Below are 22,936 nucleotides of genomic sequence, written 5' to 3' on the forward strand. Positions count from 1 at the left end.
ATACCATCGATACTATGAAAGTATCGTTACCACGGAGGCGCATTCTAGTGGTTTTCAGCTATTCGTCAATAGTTAATTGTGCTGGCGGAATTGATTGTTGCAAAAAGGCGCGGCGGGAGGCGGTAAAAGGCCGGCGACGCGCGGTGACGTCGCCGGACGGTAGCGAGGCGTTATTTCTTCGCCTGGCGGGTCATCACGGTACGGTAGACCTTAAAGCGGCCGGTCTGCGCGAGAACTTCGTGGAAGCCGAAGATTTCGTCAAGCACGTCCGGATAAGGCAGGAAGGCGTTAGCGACAATGCGCAGCTCGCCGCCGCTGCCGAGGTGGCGTACCGCCCCGCGAATCAGGGTTTGCGCCGCTTCCTGGCTGGTCTGCAGGCCGTCATGGAACGGCGGGTTGGAAATGATCATGTCAAACCGGCCGTTAACTTCGGAGAAGACGTTGCTGGCGAAGACTTCACCTTCAATGCCGTTGGCTGCGAGGGTGGCGCGGCTGGCTTCTACCGCTGGCGCGCTGACGTCACAGAGGGTTAAGCGGACCTTCGGCGAATGACTTGCCAGTACGGTCGCCAGCACGCCCGCGCCGCAGCCGACGTCGAGCACTTTGCCCTTGGTATGCGGCGTCAGCGTTGAGAGCAGCAGTTGGCTACCGACGTCCAGCCCGTCGCGGCTGAATACGCCCGGCAGGGTTTTAATCGTCAGGTTGTCGAGCGGATATTCGCCCCAGTACTGCTCAGGATCGAAGGTTGGCTGTTTTTCCAGACGACCGTGATACAGCCCACAGCGGCGGGCGCTGTCAATTTTGGTCAGCGGCGCGTAGTCGGCCAGCATCTGCTCGGCGCTGCGCACGCCGCTGCGGTTTTCACCGACCACGAAAATATCGATACCGGTCGGCAGCAGCGACAGCAGGTTCATCAGCTGGAACTGGGCTTCCGGCTTGTTCTTCGGCCAGTAGTAAATCAGCGTATCGCAATCGGCGACGTCGCTGGCCTGCGCCACCAGGCCAAAGCTGGCGCTCTCGCCCATCTGGCGGCTCAGCACCTGCCAGTGGTGAAACTGCTGGGTGTGAACGCGGCTGGCGGCGGTGTCCAGACGTGCGGGCAGGTCATCCTGCAGGTCACCGGCAAACAGAACGCGGGCGGACTCGAAATCATCACTGTGGCGCAGCAAGACTTCACTTGCCGGGGTAAAAGCAGACATGAAACACTCCTTCATTAAGACTGGCGCCGATTATACACGTTATCCTTAGCGCTGCCTCTTTGTTGGCTGTCCCTGCGAGCATCGCCGTATTCTGCCGCCGACAGGGGCGGAGTTTGTTGGCGCAAATACGACGGATTTGCTATATTGCGCGCTTGATTAACAGGAGTGTTTCGCTATGACATCCCGACGAGACTGGCAATTACAGCAGCTGGGCATTACCCAGTGGTCGCTGCGTCGCCCCGGGGCGTTGCAGGGCGAAATCGCTATCTCACTGGCTGGGCATATTCGTCTGGTAATGGTGGCGGAAAATCCGCCGTCGCTCAGCGAACCGCTAATCGGTGATGTTCTACGGGCGCTGGCGCTGACGCCGGATCAGGTGCTGCAGCTGACGCCAGACCGCGTGGCCATGCTGCCACAGAACGGCCGCTGTAACAGCTGGCGGTTAGGCACGGACGCACCGTTGCTGCTGGCGGGCGCACAGGTAACCTCGCCCGCTTTTGATGAACTCCAGACCAGCGCGCCTGCCCGTATGGCGCTCTGGCAACAAATCTGCGCACATGAACACGATTTCTACCCTCAACACGGCTGATTTGCCCCGAGCCTGGCAAATAGAATCCCGCGCCCACGCTTTTCCGTGGAGCGAGCAAACCTTCGCCAGCAATCAGGGAGAACGCTACCTGAATCTCCAGCTGGCGGTCGATGGTGAAATGGCGGCCTTTGCCATTACGCAAATTGTGCTGGACGAGGCGACCCTGTTTAACATCGCCGTCGATCCGGCCTTCCAGCGGCGCGGCCTCGGCCGAGAGCTGCTGGAGCGGGTGATTGATGAGGTCGAAAAACGCGGCGTCGCCACGCTGTGGCTGGAGGTTCGCGCCTCTAACGCTGCGGCCATTGCGCTGTATGAAAGCCTGGGCTTTAACGAGGCGACCATCCGCCGCAACTACTACCCCACCGCCGACGGCCGTGAGGATGCACTCATTATGGCTCTACCGCTAAGCATGTAAGACAAGGTGATACGATGAAGTGGGACTGGATTTTCTTTGATGCCGATGAAACGCTGTTTACGTTTGACTCCTTCACCGGTTTACAGCGGATGTTCCTCGACTATAGCGTGACGTTTACCGCTGAAGATTTTCAGGACTATCAGGCCGTGAATAAGCCGCTGTGGGTGGACTATCAAAACGGCGCCATCACTTCGCTTCAGCTGCAGCACCAGCGTTTTGATAGCTGGGCCAGCCGCCTTAGCGTGCCGCCGGGCGAGCTTAACGACGCGTTTATGAACGCCATGGCCGAGATTTGCTCGCCGCTTCCCGGGGCGGTATCGCTGCTGAACGCGCTGCAGGGTAAGGTGAAAATGGGGATTATTACCAACGGCTTCACCTCGCTGCAGCAGATCCGTCTGGAACGAACCGGTTTGCGCGATCACTTTGATTTATTGATTATTTCTGAACAAGTCGGCGTCGCAAAGCCGGATGCACGGATCTTTGACTACGCCCTGGCGCAGGCGGGCCTCCCGGATCGTTCCCGCGTGCTGATGGTAGGGGATACCGCAGAGTCTGATATTCGCGGCGGCGTCAACGCTGGCCTCGCGACCTGCTGGCTCAACGCCCATCAGCGCGAGCTGCCTGAGGATCTCCGCCCGGACTGGACGGTAACCTCGTTAAGCGAACTGGAGCAGCTCCTGTGTAAACACTGATTGCCTCCCCCCCGTTGATGGGTAAAATAGCCGCAATTTTTCGTATTTAACATGCGTGGCCGGTTGCCGCGTTTACTAAGAAGATTCCATTATGACGTTGTCTCCTTATCTGCAGGAGGTGGCCAAGCGCCGCACTTTTGCCATTATTTCTCACCCGGATGCCGGTAAAACTACCATCACCGAAAAGGTGCTGCTGTTCGGACAGGCGATTCAAACCGCCGGTACCGTTAAAGGCCGCGGCTCCAACCAGCACGCGAAGTCGGACTGGATGGAGATGGAAAAGCAGCGTGGTATCTCTATTACCACGTCGGTGATGCAGTTCCCGTATCACGGTAGCCTGGTTAACCTGCTGGATACCCCGGGCCACGAAGACTTCTCTGAAGATACCTATCGTACGCTGACGGCGGTGGACTGCTGCCTGATGGTTATCGATGCGGCCAAAGGCGTCGAAGATCGTACCCGTAAGCTGATGGAAGTGACCCGTCTGCGCGACACGCCGATCCTGACGTTCATGAACAAGCTCGATCGCGATATCCGCGATCCGATGGAGCTGCTGGACGAAGTTGAAAACGAGCTGCGCATCGCCTGCGCGCCGATCACCTGGCCGATTGGCTGCGGGAAGCTGTTTAAGGGCGTGTACCATCTCTATAAAGATGAAACGTATCTTTATCAGACCGGTAAGGGCCACACTATTCAGGAAGTCCGCATTATTAAGGGCCTGAATAACCCGGATCTCGACAGCGCGGTCGGTGAAGACCTCGCGCAGCAGCTGCGCGATGAGCTGGAGCTGGTGCAGGGCGCTTCCAACGAATTTGATAAAGAGCTGTTCCTGGCAGGGGAAATCACCCCGGTCTTCTTCGGGACGGCTTTAGGTAACTTCGGCGTCGATCATATGCTGGATGGCCTGGTGGATTGGGCGCCCGCGCCGATGCCGCGTAAGACCGATACGCGCGAAGTCCGCGCGGAAGAAGAGAAGTTCACCGGCTTTGTGTTTAAAATTCAGGCCAACATGGACCCGAAACACCGCGACCGCGTCGCCTTTATGCGCGTGGTTTCCGGGCAGTACGAAAAGGGCATGAAGCTGCGTCAGGTGCGTATTGGCAAAGACGTGGTGATTTCCGACGCGCTAACCTTTATGGCCGGCGATCGCTCGCACGTTGAAGAAGCCTACCCTGGCGATATTATCGGCTTACATAACCACGGCACCATTCAGATTGGCGATACCTTCACCCAGGGCGAGATGATGAAGTTCACCGGCATTCCGAACTTCGCGCCGGAGCTGTTCCGTCGTATTCGTCTGAAGGATCCGCTGAAGCAAAAACAGCTGCTCAAAGGGCTGGTTCAGCTCTCTGAAGAGGGCGCGGTACAGGTCTTCCGTCCGATCGCCAATAACGATCTGATCGTCGGGGCCGTTGGGGTGCTGCAGTTTGACGTGGTAGTTGCGCGCCTGAAGAGCGAATATAACGTGGAAGCGATTTACGAATCGGTCAACGTGGCGACCGCCCGCTGGGTCGAATCGACCGACGTGAAGAAATTCGAAGAGTTTAAACGTAAAAACGAAATTCAGCTGGCTCTCGATGGCGGCGATAATTTGACCTATATTGCGCCGACGATGGTGAACCTTAACCTGACTCAGGAGCGTTACCCTGAAGTGATGTTCCGCAAAACGCGCGAGCACTAATCCCTTCTGGAGCGCGGCCTGTGCCGCGCTCTGCTCGATTTTCCCGCCGTCCCCGCCGCTAAAGAAAGTTCTTAATTTTTTCCGTTCGCCCATTTTTTTATGCATATTTCCCTCCTTCCTTGCGACCTTCTACTATATTTAATAAGCAATTTTCAAAATGCTGGCTTAATAAACTACTTATTCAGCTTTACCGATATAGAAATAACGAGGAGATCATCATGACAAGACGAAAGAATACCAGCAAGATGCTGGCGCTCTTCTTGGGCTCGGCTATGATCAGCGCCTCGGCATATGCGGACAACTCAACGACGGACAGCGCAAAGTCCGTTGCCAACAGCGCCGGGCAGGCTGTCGATAGCTCGATGAATAAAGTCGGCGACTTTATGGACGACAGCACCATTACCGCCAGAGTTAAGGCGGCGCTGATCGATGATAAAAGCATCCACAGCACGGATATCTCGGTGAAAACCGAGAATAAAGCGGTCACCCTGAGCGGCTCGGTAGAGAGTACCGAGCAGAAAGAGCAGGCGGTCAGAATAGCGAAAGAGGTTAAGGGCGTCTCGACGGTCAACGACAAGCTGAGCGTCGCCAACGAGCAGCCTGCAAGCCTGAAGGGCTACGCGGGCGATACGGCGATTACCAGTGAAATCAAAGCGAAGCTGCTGGCCGACGATATTGTCCCTTCGCGGAAGGTGACGGTTGAAACCAGCGCCGGCACCGTGCGTCTGTCAGGGACGGTGGCGTCTCGTGAGCAGGCAGAACGCGCCGTTGAGATAGCTAAAGCCGTCACCGGCGTAAAAACCGTGAAAAATGACCTCAGCGTCCAATAACACCGTTCACTAAATAAATTTTTCGGCGACTGCCGTTTAATCAGAGCACGACAGGGTTGGTGCCTGCGCGACCTGAGCGCGTAGAAAAGCGACCGTTATCCACTATGGTAAGGAGAGCATTATGTTTCGATGGGGCATTATTTTTCTGGTCATCGCCTTAATTGCCGCCGCTTTAGGATTCGGTAGCCTGGCGGGTACGGCAGCCTGGGCGGCAAAAATTGTCTTTGTCGTCGGTATTATTCTGTTCCTGGTCAGCCTGTTTACCGGGCGCCGGCGCCCGTAGATGCTAAGGCCAGAGTGGCATTAAGCGTATTGATGAAATAGTGTTTTACATAAAGCCAGTCTATATGACTGGCTTTTGCTGTATCAGGGGGTTAAAAATTGCGTTACCTTGAGGCGATAGAATAAGCAAACAGGAAGACAGAGTGGGGCATCGAATTCCCGTCACGCTTGGCAACATTGCGCCATTATCGGTTAAACCTTTTCACCCGGGCAAGCTTGGCCTGGTGTGTGAGGGGGGAGGACAACGGGGGATTTTTACCGCCGGGGTGCTGGATGAGTTTATGCGCGCCGGATTCAACCCTTTTGACATTATGCTCGGCACCTCTGCCGGGGCGCAAAATCTGTCAGCCTATATGTGCAACCAGCAGGGCTACGCGCGCAAGGTCATCACGCGTTACACCACCGCCCGCGAGTTTTTTGACCCAATGCGCTTCGTGCGCGGCGGAAATCTTATCGACCTCGACTGGCTGGTGGGGACCACGGCGCAAAAAATGCCTCTGGCGATGAGCTACGCCGAAGATCGGTTTGCGCAGGGCAAAGAGCTGTGGATGTGCGCCTGCCGCGGCGATGACTATACCCCTAACTACTTTTCCCCGACGCAGTCCACGTGGCTCGATCAGATCCGCGCCTCCAGCGCGATCCCCGGTTTTTATCGCAGCGGCGTGATGCTTGACGGTATCAGCTATCTCGACGGCGGCGTCAGCGACGCGATCCCGGTGCAGGAGGCCGCAAAACGCGGCGCGCAGACGATTGTGGTGATCCGCACGGTTCCGTCGCAGATGTACTATACCCCGCAGTGGTTTAAACGTATGGAGCGCTGGCTCGGCGAAAGCAGCCTGCAGCCGTTTGTCAATCTGGTCCAGCACCATGAGGCCACCTACCGCGCCACCCAGCAGTTTATTGACAAGCCGCCGGATAAGCTGCGGATCCTCGAAATCTACCCGCAGAAGCCGTTAAAAAGTATGGCCCTGGGGAGCCGGCTGCCGGCGCTGCTTGAGGACTATAAAACCGGCCGTCAGTGCGGCCGCTATTTCCTGGCAACGGTGGGCAAGCTGCTGGCCGACCGTCCGCCGCTGCTGCGGCATATGCCGCGTCTCGCGGTGCCCGCGCCGGTGGTGGTGCCGCCGGCTTCCGTGGCCAACGATGCGCACCAGGCAACCCTGATTGACGCCGCGCAGGCCAACGATGCCAGCTTCGATAATGAGGATCTGGCGTGATGCGACAATTTATCGATACCCACTGTCATTTCGATTTCCCGCCGTTTGCCGATGATGAAACGGACAGCATCGCCCGGGCCGCGCGTGAAGGAGTGATGCGGATTATTGTTCCCGCCACCGAGGCGGACAATTTTCCCCGCGTGCTGGCCCTGGCTGCGCAGCATGATGCGCTGTATGCCGCGCTGGGCCTACATCCGATAGTGATTGAGCGTCATGATGAGAGCAGCCTTCAGCGGCTTGAAGTGTGCCTGCAGCAGCGCAGCGCAAAGCTGGTGGCGATTGGGGAAATTGGCCTCGATCTCTATCGCGAGGATCCGCAGTTTGATCGCCAGCAGGCGGTGCTTGAGGCGCAGCTGCGGCTGGCGAAGCGCTATGATTTGCCGGTTATCCTTCATTCGCGACGCACCCACGATAAGCTGGCGATGCTGCTGAAAAAGCACGCTCTGGCGCGTACCGGAGTGGTGCATGGCTTTGCCGGCAGCCTGCAGCAGGCGGAGCGTTTCGTGCAGGCAGGATACAAAATTGGCGTTGGCGGCACCATTACCTATCCCCGCGCCAGTAAAACGCGCGAGGTCATGTCGCGTCTGCCGCTGTCGGCGCTGCTGCTGGAAACGGACGCGCCGGATATGCCGCTAAACGGCTTTCAGGGCGAGCCAAACCGCCCGGAGCAGGCGGCTCGGGTCTTTACCTCCCTGTGCGAGCTGCGCCAGGAGCCGGCAGATGTTATCGCCCAGGCTCTCCTGAGCAACACCGAAGCGCTGTTCGGCACGCTATAACATCTCGCTTAACAAGCGAAACCCGCCCTCTCGGCCGTCGCGGCGGCAAAACTCACGCTACGGTTCCTGTGTTTGTTAGAATTCCATCATTTCCAGGTTTTGATTAAAATCGTTGTTTTTCAATCTATAATCACGTAACCCCTCTTTCTTTAGCACAATATGTGCGCGCTGGTGTCGAGTTTTAGGCTGCTTGTATGTTATAATAATAACATTGTCGCGCGATGAGGAATTCTGATTATGCTTAAAGAAAACTTGTCGCTGAGATGGTGGGTACTGGTATTTTTATGTGATTTACATCTCATTATGGTTATGCAAGTTAGTAATTAGTTTTCATTAACTGTGATGGATGTCGAAGTGTAGCGGCGAGGTGATGTTACAATAGTAACAGACTCGCAAGGTGACAAACTATTGAACCGGCAATACGCCGTCGGAGTATGAAATGACTGATTTATCTGCAAGCAGCCTGCGCGCATTGAAGCTGATGGACCTGACCACCCTGAATGACGACGACACCAATGAGAAGGTGATCGCGCTGTGTCATCAGGCGAAAACGCCGGTCGGTAACACGGCGGCAGTCTGCATCTACCCACGCTTTATCCCGATTGCTCGTAAAACCTTGAATGAGCAGGGCACGCCGGATATTCATATCGCCACGGTGACCAACTTCCCGCACGGTAATGACGATATCGATATCGCCCTGGCGGAAACCCGCGCCGCGATCGCCTACGGCGCCGATGAAGTTGACGTGGTATTCCCTTACCGCGCGCTGATTGCCGGCAACGAGCAGGTTGGATTCGACCTGGTTAAAGCCTGTAAAGAGGCCTGCGCGGCGGCTAACGTTCTGCTCAAAGTGATCATCGAAACCGGCGAGCTGAAAGAAGAAGCGCTGATCCGCAAAGCTTCCGAAATTTCCATCAAAGCGGGCGCGGATTTCATCAAGACCTCTACCGGTAAAGTGCCGGTAAACGCCACGCCGGAAAGCGCGCGCATCATGCTGGAAGTTATCCGCGATATGGGCGTTCAGGAAACCGTAGGCTTTAAGCCAGCGGGCGGCGTACGCAGCGCGGAAGACGCGCAGCAGTTCCTGGCGATTGCCGATGAGCTGTTCGGCGCAGAGTGGGCCGACTCGCGCCACTACCGCTTCGGCGCCTCCAGCCTGCTGGCTAGCCTGCTGAAAGCGCTGGGCCACGGCGACGGTAAGAGCGCCAGCAGCTACTAAGGCGTAACGGTGACATAACCGTATCCCGGACGAGGCGCGCTAGCGCCGAGGCCGGGAGATCCCCGGCGGCGCAACGTGCGGCCGGGCTTCAGGATTTTAGCACGGGCGCAGATAACGCCGCCCGTCGTGTTTGACCTTATTCCTCAGGGGGTTACCTTGTTTCTCGCACAAGAAATTATTCGTAAAAAACGTGATGGTCACGCGCTGAGCGATGATGAAATTCGCTTTTTCATCAACGGGATACGCGATAATACCGTCTCCGAAGGGCAGATAGCCGCGCTGGCGATGACCATTTTTTTCCACGATATGACTATGCCAGAACGCGTTTCGCTGACCATGGCGATGCGGGATTCAGGAACCGTACTGAACTGGAAAAGCCTCAATCTTAACGGGCCGATCGTGGATAAGCACTCCACCGGCGGCGTGGGCGATGTCACGTCGCTGATGCTTGGCCCGATGGTTGCCGCCTGCGGCGGCTACGTGCCGATGATCTCCGGTCGTGGACTGGGACATACCGGCGGAACGCTCGACAAGCTGGAAGCGATCCCCGGTTTTGATATTTTCCCGGACGACGGCCGTTTCCGCGACATCATTAAGGATGTTGGCGTGGCTATCATCGGGCAGACCAGCTCGCTGGCGCCTGCCGACAAGCGCTTCTACGCCACCCGCGATATTACCGCGACGGTGGACTCGATTCCGCTGATCACCGCCTCTATTCTGGCGAAAAAGCTGGCTGAAGGCCTGGATGCGCTGGTGATGGACGTGAAGGTGGGCAGCGGCGCCTTTATGCCGACCTACGAACTCTCTGCGGCGCTGGCCGAAGCGATCGTTGGCGTCTCCAACGGCGCAGGCGTGCGCACCACCGCGCTGCTGACCGATATGAATCAGGTGCTGGCCTCCAGCGCCGGTAACGCCGTCGAAGTCCGCGAAGCGGTGCAGTTCCTGACCGGCGAATATCGCAATCCTCGTCTGTTTGACGTGACCATGGCGCTGTGCGTCGAAATGCTGATTTCCGGCAGGCTGGCCCAGAACGATGCCGACGCGCGCGCGAAGCTGCAGGCGGTGCTGGATAACGGTAAAGCGGCCGAGGTCTTTGGCCGAATGGTGGCTGCGCAGAAAGGCCCGAACGATTTCGTTGAAAACTATGATAAATATCTGCCGACCGCGATGCTGAGCAAGGCGGTCTATGCCGACGGTGAAGGGTTTGTCGCTGAAATGGACACCCGCGCGCTGGGCATGGCGGTGGTGTCGATGGGCGGCGGTCGTCGTCAGGCATCCGACCCGATTGACTATAGCGTCGGCTTTACCGATATGGCCCGCCTGGGCGATAGCGTTGACGGGCAGCGGCCGCTGGCGGTGATTCACGCGAAAGATGAATCCAGCTGGCAGGAGGCCGCCAAAGCCGTGAAGGCGGCAATAAAACTGGACGATACCGCACCGAAAGAAACGCCGACGGTCTATCGTCGCATTACTGAATAGCTGTATACTGATCTGATCGCTTTTTTGCAGCGCAAAAGGTACGGAGAATAATATGAAACGTGCATTTATTATGGTGCTGGACTCCTTCGGCATCGGTGCGACTGAAGATGCTGCTCGCTTTGGCGACGTTGGCGCAGATACCCTCGGACACATTGCGCAAGCCTGTGCCAAAGGGGAAGCCGACATCGGCCGTAAAGGCCCGCTGAATTTGCCAAACCTGACCCGTCTCGGTCTGGTAAAAGCGCATGAAGGTTCTACGGGTTCCATCGCGGCTGGAATGGATGGAAATGCGGAAGTTGTCGGGGCCTATGCGTGGGCACACGAACTCTCTTCCGGTAAAGACACGCCGTCAGGCCACTGGGAAATCGCCGGCGTGCCGGTGCTGTTCGACTGGGGCTACTTCCCGGAACACGAGAACAGCTTCCCGCAGGAGCTGCTGGACAAGCTGGTTAAGCGCGCAAATCTGCCGGGCTACCTCGGCAACTGCCACTCTTCCGGTACCGTCATTCTGGATCAGCTCGGCGAAGAGCATATGAAAACCGGCAAGCCGATTTTCTACACCTCCGCTGACTCGGTGTTCCAGATTGCCTGTCACGAAGAGACCTACGGTCTCGATAAGCTGTATGAGCTGTGCGAAATCGCGCGCGAAGAGCTGACCGAAGGCGGCTACAACATCGGCCGCGTCATTGCGCGTCCGTTTATCGGCGACAAGGCGGGTAACTTCCAGCGCACCGGTAACCGCCATGACCTCGCCGTTGAGCCGCCTGCCGCCACCGTGCTGCAGAAGCTGGTGGATGAGAAAGACGGCCACGTGGTGTCGGTGGGTAAAATTGCCGATATCTACGCGAACTGCGGGATCACCAAAAAAGTGAAGGCGACCGGCCTGGACGCGCTGTTTGACGCGACCATCAAAGAGATGAAAGAGGCTGGCGACAAGACTATCGTCTTCACCAACTTCGTCGATTTCGACTCTTCATGGGGCCACCGTCGCGATATCGCCGGCTACGCCGCGGGTCTGGAGCTGTTCGACCGCCGCCTGCCTGAGCTGATGGCGCTGGTCGGGGAAGATGACATTCTGATCCTGACCGCCGATCACGGCTGTGACCCAAGCTGGCAGGGCACCGACCATACCCGGGAACATATTCCGGTACTGGTCTACGGTCCGAAGGTTAAACCCGGTTCGCTTGGCCACCGTGAAACCTTCGCGGACATCGGCCAAACGCTGGCGAGCTACTTCGGGACTTCCGCGATGGACTACGGCAAAGCCATGTTCTGATGGATTTGGGCGGGAATTTCCCGCCCTTCATGCATTCAAATATAAAAGGATAAAACGATGGCAACTCCACATATTAACGCCGAGATGGGTGATTTCGCTGATGTTGTTCTGATGCCGGGCGACCCGCTGCGCGCGAAGCACATTGCGGAAACTTTCCTTGAAGATGTGCGTGAAGTGAACAACGTGCGCGGCATGCTGGGCTTCACCGGGACCTACAAAGGTCGCAAAATCTCCGTTATGGGCCACGGTATGGGTATCCCATCCTGCTCCATCTATACCAAAGAGCTGATCACCGATTTCGGCGTGAAGAAAATCATTCGCGTCGGCTCCTGCGGCGCGGTGCGCGCTGACGTGAAGCTGCGTGACGTGGTTATTGGTATGGGTGCCTGCACCGATTCCAAAGTGAACCGTCTGCGTTTTAAAGACCATGACTTTGCCGCTATCGCCGACTTCGGCATGGTGCGCAACGCCGTTGATGCCGCAAAAGCGCTGGGCGTTGACGCGCGCGTCGGCAACATCTTCTCCGCCGACCTGTTCTATACGCCGGACCCGTCGATGTTTGACGTGATGGAAAAATACGGCATTCTGGGCGTGGAAATGGAAGCGGCCGGTATCTACGGCGTGGCGGCGGAGTTCGGTGCAAAAGCGCTGACCATCTGCACCGTCTCTGACCATATCCGTACGCACGAGCAGACCACCGCTGCCGAGCGTCAGACCACCTTCAACGATATGATCAAAATCGCGCTGGAATCCGTTCTGCTGGGCGATCAAGAGTAAGATGAACGGCTCTCCCCCGACGTGGGGAGGGCCGCAGTTTCCGGCTAAGGCGCGAACGCCGTGGCCGGATAGCTACCTCCCGCCATTAGCGTACCGCACCCGCTATCCATGCGGACAGCTCGCCTAGCTCCTGTTCCTGCTCGGGGAAATCGGCCCGTAACGCCTCGCACGCCTGCTGCAGCGCCTCGGCGCGATACGCGCAGCCCTGCAGCCGCGCGGCCAGTGCTTCCAGCGGCGCCGGGTTCAGGCTGTCGGTAAATACCTGCGTACGGGTGATATGCCCCTTCTCGACGTCAAAATGCAGCTCGACGCCTCCCCAGCGAAAGCGCTCATCCAGCAGGTGAGAGAAGGCCGGTGCCTGGCCAAAATTCCACTCCCAGCTGCTCTGACGGGCGAAGGTTTCGGCAAAATTAGGCAGATCGGGGGTTTTATCCGGCGAAATGACTTCGGCTTCCACCCGCTCGCCGTAGTGTTTGAAAAAAGCCTCTTCGATGGCGGCGCAAACCTGACGGTGGGTGATGCCCGGCAGCAGCTCCACCAGATTGGCCACCCGGCCGCGTACCGAGGTTATCCCCTTGGCCTGCAGCTTTTTTTGGTCCGGATTGAGGTAGTTGGCGAGACGGCTTAAATCGGCGTTCAGCAGCAGCGTGCCGTGGTGAAAACCGCGATCCATGGTTTCACGGTAGGCGGAGCCGGAGACCTTGCGGTCACCTTCGGCGGTTTTCACCACCAGATCGTTGCGCCCGGAGGCTTCCGCCGCGACGCCCAGCGCGTTAAGCGCCTCCAGGACGATCCGCGTGGAGACGGTTTTATCGTACTCGGGCTTGCCCGCCATAAAGGTAAAGCAGGTATTGCCCAGATCGTGAAAAACGGCGCCACCGCCGCTGCTGCGGCGGGCCAGACGCACGTTGTCCTCCTCCATCCGGCGGGTGTTGCACTCTTTCCACGGGTTTTGCGCCCGGCCAATAACCACCGTATCGGCGTTGCGCCACAGGAACAGCACCCGCTGGGTTGCCGGCATCTGGCGGAAAATAGACTCCTCAACCGCGAGGTTGAACCACGGATCGTAGGAGTCGGAGAGCAGCAGGCGTAGCGTCGGCATCAGGGGGTTCCTTTTTTATCATCGTCTTCATCTTCCACCGGCTTATTGGCGGTAAGCAGGAATGGCGACTGCTGCCAGCGGGTGCGTTTGCCCTGCAGGAGGGTGCGGGTCAGCACGACGCCGATAGCCAGCGACAGCAGCAGCATCAGGCGGAGAATATTGGTGGTATTATCCACCTGTTTCGCCTCGGTCGCTAACGTATGGGTATCCAGCGTCAGGCGCAGGTAGCCGAGCGGACCGTTTTTGCCCTGGATAGGTTCGACGATTTGCTGATTAAAGTAGCCGCCGGCCTTTTTGCCGTCGAGGGCGAGCCTGTCGCGCACGTTGACGCCTTCGCCGGAGCGCGCCACCAGATCGCCCTGGTCGTCATAGACCCCGGCATCCAGGATGCGGCTCTGTCGGGTCAGCTGCTCCAGCAGCTGGCCGATGCGCTTTTCATCGGGCGTCTCGCTGCGCATCAGCGGCGCAAGATTTAGCGAAACCTGCTGGGCAAGCGTGCGGGCCAGTTCTTCCAGCTGCGGGTTACGCTGCTTTTGGCTGTTCTGGCTGAACCACGAGGCTCCCTGCATCAGGGCGACAAGAAGCGCCAGACAGATCAGAACGATGACGGCGCGATGCAGTCGGAATTTCAGTTTTGCGCGTACCATATTCCACCTTTAATATTTGCAGCTTAATGTTGCCAGAAGCGCTGGTTACAAGGTAGCCTCATGCGTTATTTTCCTCGCCTGAATGAAGAAATCTGGAGCCGTAATGCCGAACAGTTTGACCTGGTGCGATCTGCCCGAAGATGTTTCCCTGTGGCCTGGATTACCGCTTTCGCTGAGCGGTGATGAGGTCATGCCGCTGGATTATCACGCCGGACGCAGCGGCTGGCTGCTCTATGGCCGGGGCCTTAATAAGCGCCGTTTAACCGACTGGCAGCGTGAGCTGGGCGCGGCGCTGGTTATCGTCGCCTCCTGGGTCGTTGAAGACTATCAGGTTATTCGTCTGGCCGGCTCTCTGACCCTGCGCGCGACCCGACTGGCGCACGAAGCCGGGCTGGACGTCGCACCGCTGGGTAAAATCCCGCACCTGCGCTCGCCGGGGCTGCTGGTAATGGATATGGACTCCACCGCCATTCAGATTGAGTGTATCGACGAAATAGCCAAGCTTGCGGGAACCGGCGAGCTGGTATCGGAAGTAACCGAACGCGCGATGCGCGGCGAGCTGGACTTTACCGCCAGCCTGCGCCAGCGGGTGGCGACGCTGAAAGATGCCGATGCGAATATTTTGCTGCAGGTGCGTGACGCGCTGCCGCTGATGCCGGGGCTGACTCAGCTGGTGCTGAAGCTGGAAGCGCTGGGCTGGAAGGTGGCTATCGCCTCCGGCGGCTTCACGTTCTTTGCGGAGTACCTGCGCGACAAGCTGCATCTCGACGCGGTGGTCGCCAATGAGCTGGAAATCATGGACGGCAAGCTAACCGGCAACGTGACGGGTGATATCGTCGACGCTAAATACAAAGCCGCGACGCTGCGCAAGCTGGCGGAAAAATATGAAATTCCGCCGGCGCAAACCGTGGCTATTGGCGACGGTGCCAACGATCTGCCGATGATCAAGGCCGCGGGCCTCGGTATCGCCTATCATGCAAAACCAAAAGTCAACGAGCTGGCGGAAGTGACAATCCGCCACGCTGACCTGATGGGGGTATTCTGTATTCTCTCGGGCAGCATGAACCAAAAGTAAGAGGTTAACGTGGCGAAAGCTCCAAAACGCGCATTTGTCTGTAATGAATGTGGTGCGGATTACCCCCGCTGGCAGGGGCAGTGCAGCGCCTGTCATGCCTGGAATACCATCACCGAGGTGCGTATTGCCGCTTCGCCGCAGGTGGCGAGAAACGAGCGTCTGACGGGCTACGCCGGTAATGCCGGCGTGTCGAAAGTGCAGAAACTTTCGGAGATCAGCCTTGAGGCGCTGCCGCGCTTTTCCACCGGCTTTAAGGAGTTTGATCGCGTGCTTGGCGGCGGCGTGGTGCCGGGGAGCGCCATTCTGATTGGCGGCAGCCCGGGCGCGGGGAAATCGACGCTGCTGCTCCAGACCCTGTGCCGGCTGGCGGAAGGCATGAAAACCCTGTACGTCACCGGGGAAGAGTCGCTGCAGCAGGTGGCGATGCGCGCGCATCGTTTGGGGCTGCCAACGGCCAATCTCAACATGCTCTCCGAAACCAGCATTGAGCAAATTTGCCAGATCGCCGACGAAGAGAAGCCTCAACTGATGGTCATCGACTCCATCCAGGTGATGCATATGGCCGACGTGCAGTCCTCGCCGGGCAGCGTGGCCCAGGTGCGTGAGACCGCCGCCTACCTGACGCGGTTTGCGAAAACCCGCGACGTGGCGATTATCATGGTGGGTCACGTCACCAAAGACGGCTCGCTGGCCGGACCGAAGGTACTCGAACACTGTATTGACTGCTCTGTGCTGCTGGACGGCGACGCCGATTCCCGCTTTCGCACCCTGCGCAGCCATAAGAACCGCTTCGGCGCGGTGAATGAGCTGGGCGTCTTCGCGATGACCGAGCAGGGGCTGCGCGAAATCAGCAACCCTTCGGCTATTTTCCTCAGCCGCGGCGATGAGGTCACTTCCGGTAGCTCGGTGATGGTGGTCTGGGAAGGCACCCGCCCGCTGCTGGTGGAGATTCAGGCGCTGGTCGATCACTCGATGATGTCCAACCCTCGCCGCGTGGCCGTGGGGCTGGAGCAGAACCGTCTGGCGATTTTGCTGGCGGTGCTGCACCGTCATGGCGGCCTGCAGATGGCCGACCAGGACGTGTTTGTTAACGTCGTTGGCGGGGTGAAGGTGGCGGAAACCAGCGCTGACCTCGCGCTGCTGCTGGCGATGGTGTCGAGCCTGCGCGATCGTCCGCTGCCGCACGATCTGGTGGTGTTTGGCGAAGTGGGGCTCTCCGGCGAGATCCGCCCGGTGCCCAGCGGCCAGGAGCGCATCTCCGAGGCGGCCAAGCACGGCTTCCGCCGCGCCATCGTCCCGGCGGCCAACGTGCCGAAAAAAGTACCGGAAGGGATGCAAATCTTTGGCGTGAAAAAGCTTGCGGATGCGCTAAGCGTTTTTGACGACTTATAATTAAATATCCGTCGTCTTTCCGGCGGCAGGTGTGTTGGCGGCGATCGCTTACCGCCTTCCTGCCACCAGAAACCCAGAGGATATTTTTCAGTATTGCTCAAGCAGGAGGCTCTTGTGTCATCGTTCGACTATCTCAAAACCGCGATTAAGCAAAAAGGCTGCACGCTGCAGCAGGTGGCTGAAGCCAGCGGGATGACCAAAGGCTATCTGAGCCAGCTGCTGAACGCGAAAATTAAAAGCCCGAGCGCGCAGAAGCTGGAAGCGCTGCACCGTTTTCTCGGCCTTGAGTTCCCGCGTCGGCAAAAAAGCGTCGGCGTGGTGTTTGGTAAGTTTTACCCGCTGCATACCGGCCATATCTATTTGATCCAGCGTGCCTGCAGCCAGGTCGACGAGCTGCATATCATCATGGGCTATGACGATACCCGCGACCGCGCGCTGTTTGAGGAGAGCGCCATGTCGCAGCAGCCGACGGTGCCCGACCGCCTGCGCTGGCTGCTGCAAACCTTCAAGTATCAGAAAAACATCCGCATTCACGCCTTTAATGAAGAGGGGATGGAGCCTTATCCGCACGGCTGGGACGTCTGGAGCCGAGGGATCCGCGCCTTTATGGATGAGAAGGGCATTCAGCCAAACTGGATCTATTCCTCTGAAGAGTCCGACGCCCCGCAGTATCTGGAGCAGCTGGGGATCGAAACGGTACTGATCGATCCTAAACGAACCTTTATGAGCATCAGCGGCGGGCAGATCCGCGAAAACCCGTTCCGCTACTGGGAATATATCCCCACCGAAGTGAAGCCGTTCTTCGTGCGTACGGTGGCGATCCTCGGCGGCGAATCGAGCGGTAAATCGACGCTGGTCAATAAGCTGGCCAACATCTTCAATACCACCAGCGCCTGGGAGTATGGCCGGGACTACGTCTTCTCCCATCTGGGCGGCGACGAGATGGCGCTGCAGTATTCTGACTATGATAAAATTGCGCTCGGGCACGCTCAGTACATTGATTTCGCAGTGAAATATGCCAATAAAGTGGCGTTCATCGATACCGATTTCGTCAGTACCCAGGCGTTCTGTCTGAAGTATGAAGGCCGCGAGCATCCCTTCGTCCAGGCGCTGATCGACGAGTACCGTTTTGACCTGGTTATCCTGCTGGAGAACAACACGCCGTGGGTGGCGGACGGTTTACGCAGTCTGGGAAGCTCGGTGGATCGGACGGAGTTCCAGACCCTGCTGGTGTCGTTGCTGAAAGAGAACGAAATAAACTTCGTGCACGTGAAAGAGGCGGACTACGATACGCGCTTTCTGCGCTGCGTCGAGCTGGTGAAGCAGCTGATGGGCGAGCCGGGCTAACGGGCGCGATGGCCGAATTATGCGGCGGCGGCGATGAACAGAAAAACGGGTGGCCTGGGCCACCCGTTTTTTATTACCTGTTCTTATTACTTGGCAATACGCTTGTACTTGATGCGCTTCGGCTCCAGCGCATCGGCGCCGAGGGTGCGCTTCTTGTACTCTTCGTATTCGGTAAAGTTACCTTCGAAGAACTCCACCTTGCCTTCATCCTGGTAATCCAGAATGTGGGTCGCGACGCGGTCAAGGAACCAGCGGTCGTGCGAGATAACCATCGCACAGCCCGGGAACTCCAGCAGGGCGTTTTCTAACGCGCGCAGGGTTTCGATATCCAGGTCGTTGGTTGGTTCATCGAGCAGCAGAACGTTACCGCCAACCTGCAGCAGCTTGGCGAGGTGCAGACGACCGCGCTCGCCGCCGGACAGTTCGCCGACGCGTTTGCCCTGATCGACGCCCTTGAAGTTAAAGCGGCCAACGTAGGCGCGGCTCGGCATCTCGGTGTTGCCGATCTTCATGATATCCAGCCCGCCGGAGACCTCTTCCCACACGGTTTTGCTGTTATCCATGGCGTCACGGAACTGATCGACGGAGGCCAGCTTGACGGTATCACCCAGGGTGATAGAACCGGCGTCAGGCTGTTCCTGACCGGACATCATGCGGAACAGGGTGGATTTACCCGCGCCGTTTGGCCCGATGATCCCGACGATGGCCCCTTTCGGTACCGAGAAGTTCAGGTCGTCAATCAGCAGGCGATCGCCGTAGGATTTACGCAGATTGGTGACCTCAACGACTTTATCCCCCAGACGTGCTCCAGGCGGAATAAACAGTTCGTTGGTTTCGTTACGTTTCTGGTATTCAACGCTGTTGAGCTCTTCGAAGCGCGCCAGACGGGCTTTGCCCTTAGACTGACGGCCTTTGGCGCCCTGGCGGACCCACTCCAGCTCTTTCTCAATGGACTTGCGGCGCGCCGCTTCCTGAGAGGCTTCCTGGGCCAGACGCTGATCTTTCTGCTCCAGCCAGGAGGAGTAGTTACCTTCCCATGGAATGCCTTCACCGCGGTCGAGCTCGAGGATCCAGCCAGCGACGTTATCGAGGAAGTAACGGTCGTGGGTAATGGCCACAACGGTGCCTTCGAAGTCGTGCAGGAAGCGTTCCAGCCAGGCCACGGATTCGGCATCCAGGTGGTTGGTTGGTTCGTCGAGCAGCAGCATGTCCGGTTTTTCAAGCAGCAGGCGGCACAGCGCCACGCGGCGGCGTTCACCACCGGAGAGATTAGCGATTTTGGCATCCCAGTCCGGCAGGCGCAGGGCGTCGGCCGCGCGCTCGAGCTGGACGTTCAGGTTATGGCCGTCGTGCGCCTGGATTATCTCCTCGAACTTGCCCTGCTGGGCGGCGAGCTTGTCGAAATCGGCATCCGGCTCGGCGTACTTAGCGTACACCTCATCGAGGCCTTTCAGGGCGTTAACCACTTCGGCAACCGCTTCTTCCACGGACTCGCGAACGGTCTGCTCCGGGTTAAGCTTCGGTTCCTGCGGCAGGTAGCCAATCTTAAGGCCCGGCTGCGGGCGGGCTTCGCCTTCGATATCGGTATCGATACCGGCCATAATGCGCAGCAGGGTGGACTTACCGGCGCCGTTCAGGCCGAGAACGCCGATCTTCGCGCCAGGGAAGAAGCTCAGGGAGATATTTTTCAAAATATGACGTTTCGGCGGAACCACTTTGCCGACACGATGCATGGTATAAACGAATTGAGCCACGTTGGACTTCGCCTCTTTTATATACTCTTCATCCTTCAGGCTGCATCAGCGAGAATGATTTTGAGTAGGGTAGTGAATAGTTTTCAAAGGCGAAGTGTAGCCTTTTTCGCGCTTTAATCCCAGAGAGGCGATGGGATTCACAGAAGAGTAAAAAAATGTTCAGGACGTGGCGCGTTTGGCGTTGTCTGGTTAGCATATCTAAAGCGATACCGGAATATTTTAAAAGCGGCACGATGCTGCTCTGATGGACTTCAATAGGGGAATAGCTTGTGGAAAAGGCCAAAACTACGGCATGGCATCTTCTGGCTGCCAGCGTAAGTCTGCTGACGCTTAGCCAGCTGGCGCATGCGGATTCACTGGATGAACAGCGCAGTCGCTATGCCCAAATTAAGCAGGCGTGGGATAGCCGGCAGATGTCGGTCGTCGACGAGCTGATGCCCACGCTGTCGACCTATCCGTTATACCCGTACCTCCAGTACCGGCAGATAACCGATGACCTGATGAACCAGCCGACGCTGGTGGTGAAGAATTTTATTGAGGCTAACCCCACGCTTCCGCCCGCGCGCTCCCTGAAATCACGCTTCGTCAATGAGCTGGCTCGCCGCAGCGACTGGCAAGGTCTGCTGGCGTTTAGCCCCGACAAGCCGGTCAGCACCGAAGCGCAGTGTAACTATTACTATGCGAAGCTGAGCGTTGGCCAGGCGCAGGAGGCCTGGGACGGTGCAAAAACGCTGTGGCTCACCGGTAAAAGCCAGCCCAACGCGTGCGACGCGCTGTTTAGCGCCTGGCGCGCCTCCGGCCAGCAGGACCCGCTGGCCTGGCTCGAACGCATCCGCCTGGCGATGAAGGCGGGCAACACCAGCCTGGTGCGATCGCTGGCGCAGCAGATGCCGCCTGAGTATCTGACCATCTCTTCGGCGATCGTGGCGCTGGCTAACGATCCGAATACCGTGATGAATTTTGCCCGCACCACCGGAGCCACCGATTTCACCCGCCAGATGGCGGCGGTGGCCTTTGAGAGCGTGGCGCGTCAGGACGTTGAAAACGCCCGGCTGATGATCCCTTCGCTGGTCCAGGCGCAGCAGCTCAATGACGATCAAACCCAGGCGCTGCGCGATATCGTGGCCTGGCGCCTGATGGGCACCGACGTGACCGACGAGCAGGCGGCCTGGCGCGATGACGCCATTATGCGCTCGCAGTCCACGCCGCTGGTGGAGCGCCGCGTGCGCATGGCGCTGGGGACCGGCGATCGTCACGGCCTGAACACCTGGCTGGCGCGGCTGCCGATGGAGGCCAAAGAGAAAGACGAGTGGCGCTACTGGCAGGCCGATTTGCTGCTGGAGCGCGGGCGTGATGATGAAGCGAAAGCCATCCTCCGTTCGCTGATGCAGCAGCGCGGTTTCTACCCGATGATTGCCGCCCAGCGGCTGGGCGAAGCGTTCACCTTCCGTATCGACAAGGCGCCCGCCACCCTTGATTCGGCGCTGACCTCGGGGCCGGAAATGGCCAGGGTGCGCGAGCTGATGTACTGGAATATGGACAACACCGCGCGCAGCGAGTGGGCCAACCTGGTGACCAGCCGAACCAAAGATCAGCAGGCGCAGCTGGCGCGCTATGCCTTCAACCAGCACTGGTGGGATCTGAGCGTTCAGGCCACCATCGCCGGGAAGCTGTGGGATCAGCTGGAAGAGCGTTTCCCGCTGGCCTGGAACGATCTTTTCTCCCGCTACATCAGCGGCAAAGACATTTCGCAAAGCTACGCCATGGCGATTGCCCGTCAGGAGAGCGCCTGGAACCCGAAGGTCCGCTCGCCGGTTGGCGCCAGCGGCCTGATGCAGATTATGCCGGGTACCGCTACCCATACGGTTGGGATGTTTAATATTGCCGGCTACGGCGGCCCGTCGCAGCTGCTGGATCCGGAGACCAATATTAATATTGGCACCAGCTATCTGCAGTACGTTTATCAGCAGTTCGGCAATAACCGCATTTACGCATCCGCCGCCTACAACGCCGGGCCTGGACGGGTGCGCACCTGGCGGAGCAATAGCGCCGGTCGGATCGACGCGGTGGCGTTTATCGAGAGCATTCCGTTCTCGGAAACGCGCGGCTACGTGAAGAACGTGCTCTCCTATGACGCCTACTATCGCTACTTCATGGGTGAGAAAGCGGGCATGCTCACCGATGCGGAGTGGCAGCAGCGTTACTAACGCCGACGGCCTGCGGGCGGTATAGCATTTTGCTATGCCGCCCGAAATCCATAGAGTATTGACCGGAGTATGCTATGCTTTGTACTCGTTAATGAGTACACACGCTCGGCGGCTCGAGCCGTCGGCCTTAACATGGCGGCGCAACATGACCCAACAATCCCCTTATTCAGCGGCGGTGGCCGAACAACGTCATCAGGAGTGGCTTCGTTTCGTGGCCCTGCTTCAGCAGGCGTACGCCGACGATCTGCACCTGCCGCTGCTGCAGCTGATGCTGACGCCCGATGAGCGCGAGGCGCTGGGCACCCGCGTGCGGATTATTGAAGAGCTGCTGCGCGGAGAGATGAGCCAGCGCGAGCTGAAAAGCGAGCTCGGCGCCGGGATTGCCACCATTACCCGCGGCTCAAATAGCCTGAAATCAGCGCCCCCCGAGCTGCGACAGTGGCTGGAGCAGGCGCTGCTGAACGTTAACGATAAATAGCGTTATGAAACGGGCTAAGCGCCAGCACTACCGCCTGATGATAAACGCTGCTGCGCGTCAGCTTACCGGCGGTAAAAATGCCGATAGCCCCCTCTTTACGGCCAATTTCATCGATGCCGGTATGCTGTGACATCACCGGCCCTAAGGCTTCGCCGGCGCGGACCTGTTCGAGGATTGCCGCCGGCAGCGGCAGCGTGGCCGAGCGCGCTTCGCCGCGCTGCAGGCTATTTTCGATAACGACCCAGCTAAACGTACTGCCGTCGTCGATCCCGGCCTCAATGGCGACCCAGAAATCGGCATCCGGGCGCGCAGCCCGCGCGTTTACGACCCGATTTCGTGCGCCAGCGCGCGTTTCGTCGTTGCCAAACGGCTGTTCCGGCACGCCGCTCTCGACGGAGACGGACTCAATGTGGCAGGATCCTTCGCCGAAGATCTCGTTAAAAGCCTGCAGAATTGCCTGAATTTTGGCGGGATTAGTGGTAGCTGAGACAACATGGTGCAT

At 58.3% G+C, this 22,936-nt stretch carries 22 protein-coding genes; 17 read left to right on the forward strand and 5 right to left on the reverse strand.

Going from position 1 to position 22,936, the window contains the following annotated elements; all coding sequences use genetic code 11:
* Nucleotides 1–170: 170 nt before the first annotated feature.
* Entirely contained in the window at nt 171–1,199 is a 1,029-nt protein-coding gene (rsmC, locus tag RTE01_RS08115) for a 16S rRNA (guanine(1207)-N(2))-methyltransferase RsmC (protein WP_041143939.1), read from the reverse strand.
* A gap of 175 nt (nt 1,200–1,374) precedes the next feature.
* On the opposite strand from rsmC, the gene RTE01_RS08120 reads away from it, so the two are divergent.
* The 12 genes from RTE01_RS08120 (at nt 1,375) to deoD (ending at nt 12,432) form a co-directional block, all read left to right on the forward strand.
* Nucleotides 1,375–1,788, forward strand: a complete 414-nt coding sequence (locus RTE01_RS08120) for a DNA polymerase III subunit psi (RefSeq protein WP_041143940.1) — start codon at nt 1,375–1,377, stop codon at nt 1,786–1,788.
* A complete protein-coding gene (rimI, locus tag RTE01_RS08125; protein WP_041143941.1) occupies nt 1,757–2,203 on the forward strand; it encodes a ribosomal protein S18-alanine N-acetyltransferase in 447 nt (148 codons plus the stop codon). The genes RTE01_RS08120 and rimI overlap by 32 nt, the downstream gene beginning before the upstream one ends.
* 14 nt (nt 2,204–2,217) lie before the next feature.
* On the forward strand, nt 2,218–2,895 hold the full coding sequence (gene yjjG, locus RTE01_RS08130; protein WP_076946448.1) for a pyrimidine 5'-nucleotidase: 678 nt from the start codon (nt 2,218–2,220) through the stop codon (nt 2,893–2,895).
* Nucleotides 2,896–2,986: 91 nt separating this feature from the next.
* Entirely contained in the window at nt 2,987–4,576 is a 1,590-nt protein-coding gene (prfC, locus tag RTE01_RS08135; protein ID WP_041143943.1) for a peptide chain release factor 3, read from the forward strand.
* Between the two features lie 218 nt (nt 4,577–4,794).
* Entirely contained in the window at nt 4,795–5,406 is a 612-nt protein-coding gene (gene osmY / locus RTE01_RS08140; protein ID WP_134525226.1) for a molecular chaperone OsmY, read from the forward strand.
* Between the two features lie 121 nt (nt 5,407–5,527).
* A complete protein-coding gene (locus RTE01_RS08145; protein ID WP_004857650.1) occupies nt 5,528–5,689 on the forward strand; it encodes a DUF1328 domain-containing protein in 162 nt (53 codons plus the stop codon).
* 142 nt (nt 5,690–5,831) lie between these two features.
* Entirely contained in the window at nt 5,832–6,905 is a 1,074-nt protein-coding gene (locus RTE01_RS08150) for a patatin-like phospholipase family protein (protein WP_041143945.1), read from the forward strand.
* Entirely contained in the window at nt 6,902–7,681 is a 780-nt protein-coding gene (locus RTE01_RS08155) for a TatD family hydrolase (protein ID WP_134525227.1), read from the forward strand. Before RTE01_RS08150 ends, RTE01_RS08155 begins: the two co-directional genes overlap by 4 nt.
* Nucleotides 7,682–8,120: 439 nt before the next feature.
* Nucleotides 8,121–8,900 (forward strand): deoxyribose-phosphate aldolase, encoded by a 780-nt coding sequence (gene deoC / locus RTE01_RS08160; RefSeq protein WP_041143947.1) that lies wholly within the window; start codon nt 8,121–8,123, stop codon nt 8,898–8,900.
* Nucleotides 8,901–9,056: 156 nt separating this feature from the next.
* Complete coding sequence (gene deoA / locus RTE01_RS08165) at nt 9,057–10,379, forward strand: thymidine phosphorylase (RefSeq protein ID WP_041143948.1); 1,323 nt, start codon at nt 9,057–9,059, stop codon at nt 10,377–10,379.
* Between the two features lie 52 nt (nt 10,380–10,431).
* Nucleotides 10,432–11,655, forward strand: a complete 1,224-nt coding sequence (gene deoB / locus RTE01_RS08170; protein ID WP_076946445.1) for a phosphopentomutase — start codon at nt 10,432–10,434, stop codon at nt 11,653–11,655.
* 57 nt (nt 11,656–11,712) lie between these two features.
* Nucleotides 11,713–12,432, forward strand: a complete 720-nt coding sequence (gene deoD, locus RTE01_RS08175) for a purine-nucleoside phosphorylase (RefSeq protein ID WP_041143950.1) — start codon at nt 11,713–11,715, stop codon at nt 12,430–12,432.
* 85 nt (nt 12,433–12,517) lie between these two features.
* On the opposite strand, the gene lplA is transcribed toward deoD, so the two are convergent.
* Entirely contained in the window at nt 12,518–13,534 is a 1,017-nt protein-coding gene (gene lplA / locus RTE01_RS08180) for a lipoate--protein ligase LplA (RefSeq protein WP_041143951.1), read from the reverse strand.
* Complete coding sequence (locus RTE01_RS08185) at nt 13,534–14,181, reverse strand: YtjB family periplasmic protein (protein ID WP_041143952.1); 648 nt, start codon at nt 14,179–14,181, stop codon at nt 13,534–13,536. The genes lplA and RTE01_RS08185 overlap by 1 nt, the downstream gene beginning before the upstream one ends.
* A 103-nt stretch (nt 14,182–14,284) precedes the next feature.
* Here RTE01_RS08185 and serB point away from each other — a divergent pair, with 103 nt between their 5' ends.
* The 3 genes from serB (at nt 14,285) to nadR (ending at nt 17,995) form a co-directional block, all read left to right on the forward strand.
* Entirely contained in the window at nt 14,285–15,256 is a 972-nt protein-coding gene (gene serB, locus RTE01_RS08190; protein ID WP_041143953.1) for a phosphoserine phosphatase, read from the forward strand.
* 9 nt (nt 15,257–15,265) lie between these two features.
* Nucleotides 15,266–16,648 (forward strand): DNA repair protein RadA, encoded by a 1,383-nt coding sequence (radA, locus tag RTE01_RS08195; RefSeq protein WP_041143954.1) that lies wholly within the window; start codon nt 15,266–15,268, stop codon nt 16,646–16,648.
* A gap of 114 nt (nt 16,649–16,762) precedes the next feature.
* Complete coding sequence (nadR, locus tag RTE01_RS08200) at nt 16,763–17,995, forward strand: multifunctional transcriptional regulator/nicotinamide-nucleotide adenylyltransferase/ribosylnicotinamide kinase NadR (RefSeq protein WP_041143955.1); 1,233 nt, start codon at nt 16,763–16,765, stop codon at nt 17,993–17,995.
* An 86-nt stretch (nt 17,996–18,081) separates the two neighbouring features.
* Here nadR and ettA read toward each other — a convergent pair whose 3' ends face one another.
* On the reverse strand, nt 18,082–19,749 hold the full coding sequence (gene ettA, locus RTE01_RS08205; protein ID WP_041143956.1) for an energy-dependent translational throttle protein EttA: 1,668 nt from the start codon (nt 19,747–19,749) through the stop codon (nt 18,082–18,084).
* 269 nt (nt 19,750–20,018) lie between these two features.
* Between ettA and sltY the strand changes: the two genes are divergently transcribed.
* On the forward strand, nt 20,019–21,956 hold the full coding sequence (gene sltY / locus RTE01_RS08210) for a murein transglycosylase (protein ID WP_041143957.1): 1,938 nt from the start codon (nt 20,019–20,021) through the stop codon (nt 21,954–21,956).
* A gap of 145 nt (nt 21,957–22,101) precedes the next feature.
* Nucleotides 22,102–22,434, forward strand: coding sequence for a trp operon repressor (gene trpR, locus RTE01_RS08215; protein ID WP_041143958.1), 333 nt, complete (start codon nt 22,102–22,104; stop codon nt 22,432–22,434).
* Here the strand turns inward: trpR and yjjX are convergent.
* Nucleotides 22,421–22,936: an inosine/xanthosine triphosphatase gene (gene yjjX, locus RTE01_RS08220; RefSeq protein WP_041143959.1), complete on the reverse strand. Its 516-nt coding sequence runs from the start codon at nt 22,934–22,936 to the stop codon at nt 22,421–22,423. The genes trpR and yjjX overlap by 14 nt on opposite strands.

The sequence above is a fragment of the Klebsiella terrigena genome, assembly GCF_006539725.1.
In the GTDB taxonomy this organism is placed as follows: domain Bacteria; phylum Pseudomonadota; class Gammaproteobacteria; order Enterobacterales; family Enterobacteriaceae; genus Klebsiella; species Klebsiella terrigena.

Bases quoted from the DNA above. Each gene is read 5' to 3' on its own strand.
- rsmC (WP_041143939.1), bottom strand. From the start codon at position 1,199: ATGTCTGCTTTTACCCCGGCAAGTGAAGTCTTGCTGCGCCACAGTGAT.
- RTE01_RS08120 (WP_041143940.1), top strand. From the start codon at position 1,375: ATGACATCCCGACGAGACTGGCAATTACAGCAGCTGGGCATTACCCAG.
- rimI (WP_041143941.1), top strand. From the start codon at position 1,757: ATGAACACGATTTCTACCCTCAACACGGCTGATTTGCCCCGAGCCTGG.
- yjjG (WP_076946448.1), top strand. From the start codon at position 2,218: ATGAAGTGGGACTGGATTTTCTTTGATGCCGATGAAACGCTGTTTACG.
- prfC (WP_041143943.1), top strand. From the start codon at position 2,987: ATGACGTTGTCTCCTTATCTGCAGGAGGTGGCCAAGCGCCGCACTTTT.
- osmY (WP_134525226.1), top strand. From the start codon at position 4,795: ATGACAAGACGAAAGAATACCAGCAAGATGCTGGCGCTCTTCTTGGGC.
- RTE01_RS08145 (WP_004857650.1), top strand. From the start codon at position 5,528: ATGTTTCGATGGGGCATTATTTTTCTGGTCATCGCCTTAATTGCCGCC.
- deoC (WP_041143947.1), top strand. From the start codon at position 8,121: ATGACTGATTTATCTGCAAGCAGCCTGCGCGCATTGAAGCTGATGGAC.
- deoB (WP_076946445.1), top strand. From the start codon at position 10,432: ATGAAACGTGCATTTATTATGGTGCTGGACTCCTTCGGCATCGGTGCG.
- deoD (WP_041143950.1), top strand. From the start codon at position 11,713: ATGGCAACTCCACATATTAACGCCGAGATGGGTGATTTCGCTGATGTT.
- lplA (WP_041143951.1), bottom strand. From the start codon at position 13,534: ATGCCGACGCTACGCCTGCTGCTCTCCGACTCCTACGATCCGTGGTTC.
- RTE01_RS08185 (WP_041143952.1), bottom strand. From the start codon at position 14,181: ATGGTACGCGCAAAACTGAAATTCCGACTGCATCGCGCCGTCATCGTT.
- serB (WP_041143953.1), top strand. From the start codon at position 14,285: ATGCCGAACAGTTTGACCTGGTGCGATCTGCCCGAAGATGTTTCCCTG.
- trpR (WP_041143958.1), top strand. From the start codon at position 22,102: ATGACCCAACAATCCCCTTATTCAGCGGCGGTGGCCGAACAACGTCAT.
- yjjX (WP_041143959.1), bottom strand. From the start codon at position 22,936: ATGCACCATGTTGTCTCAGCTACCACTAATCCCGCCAAAATTCAGGCA.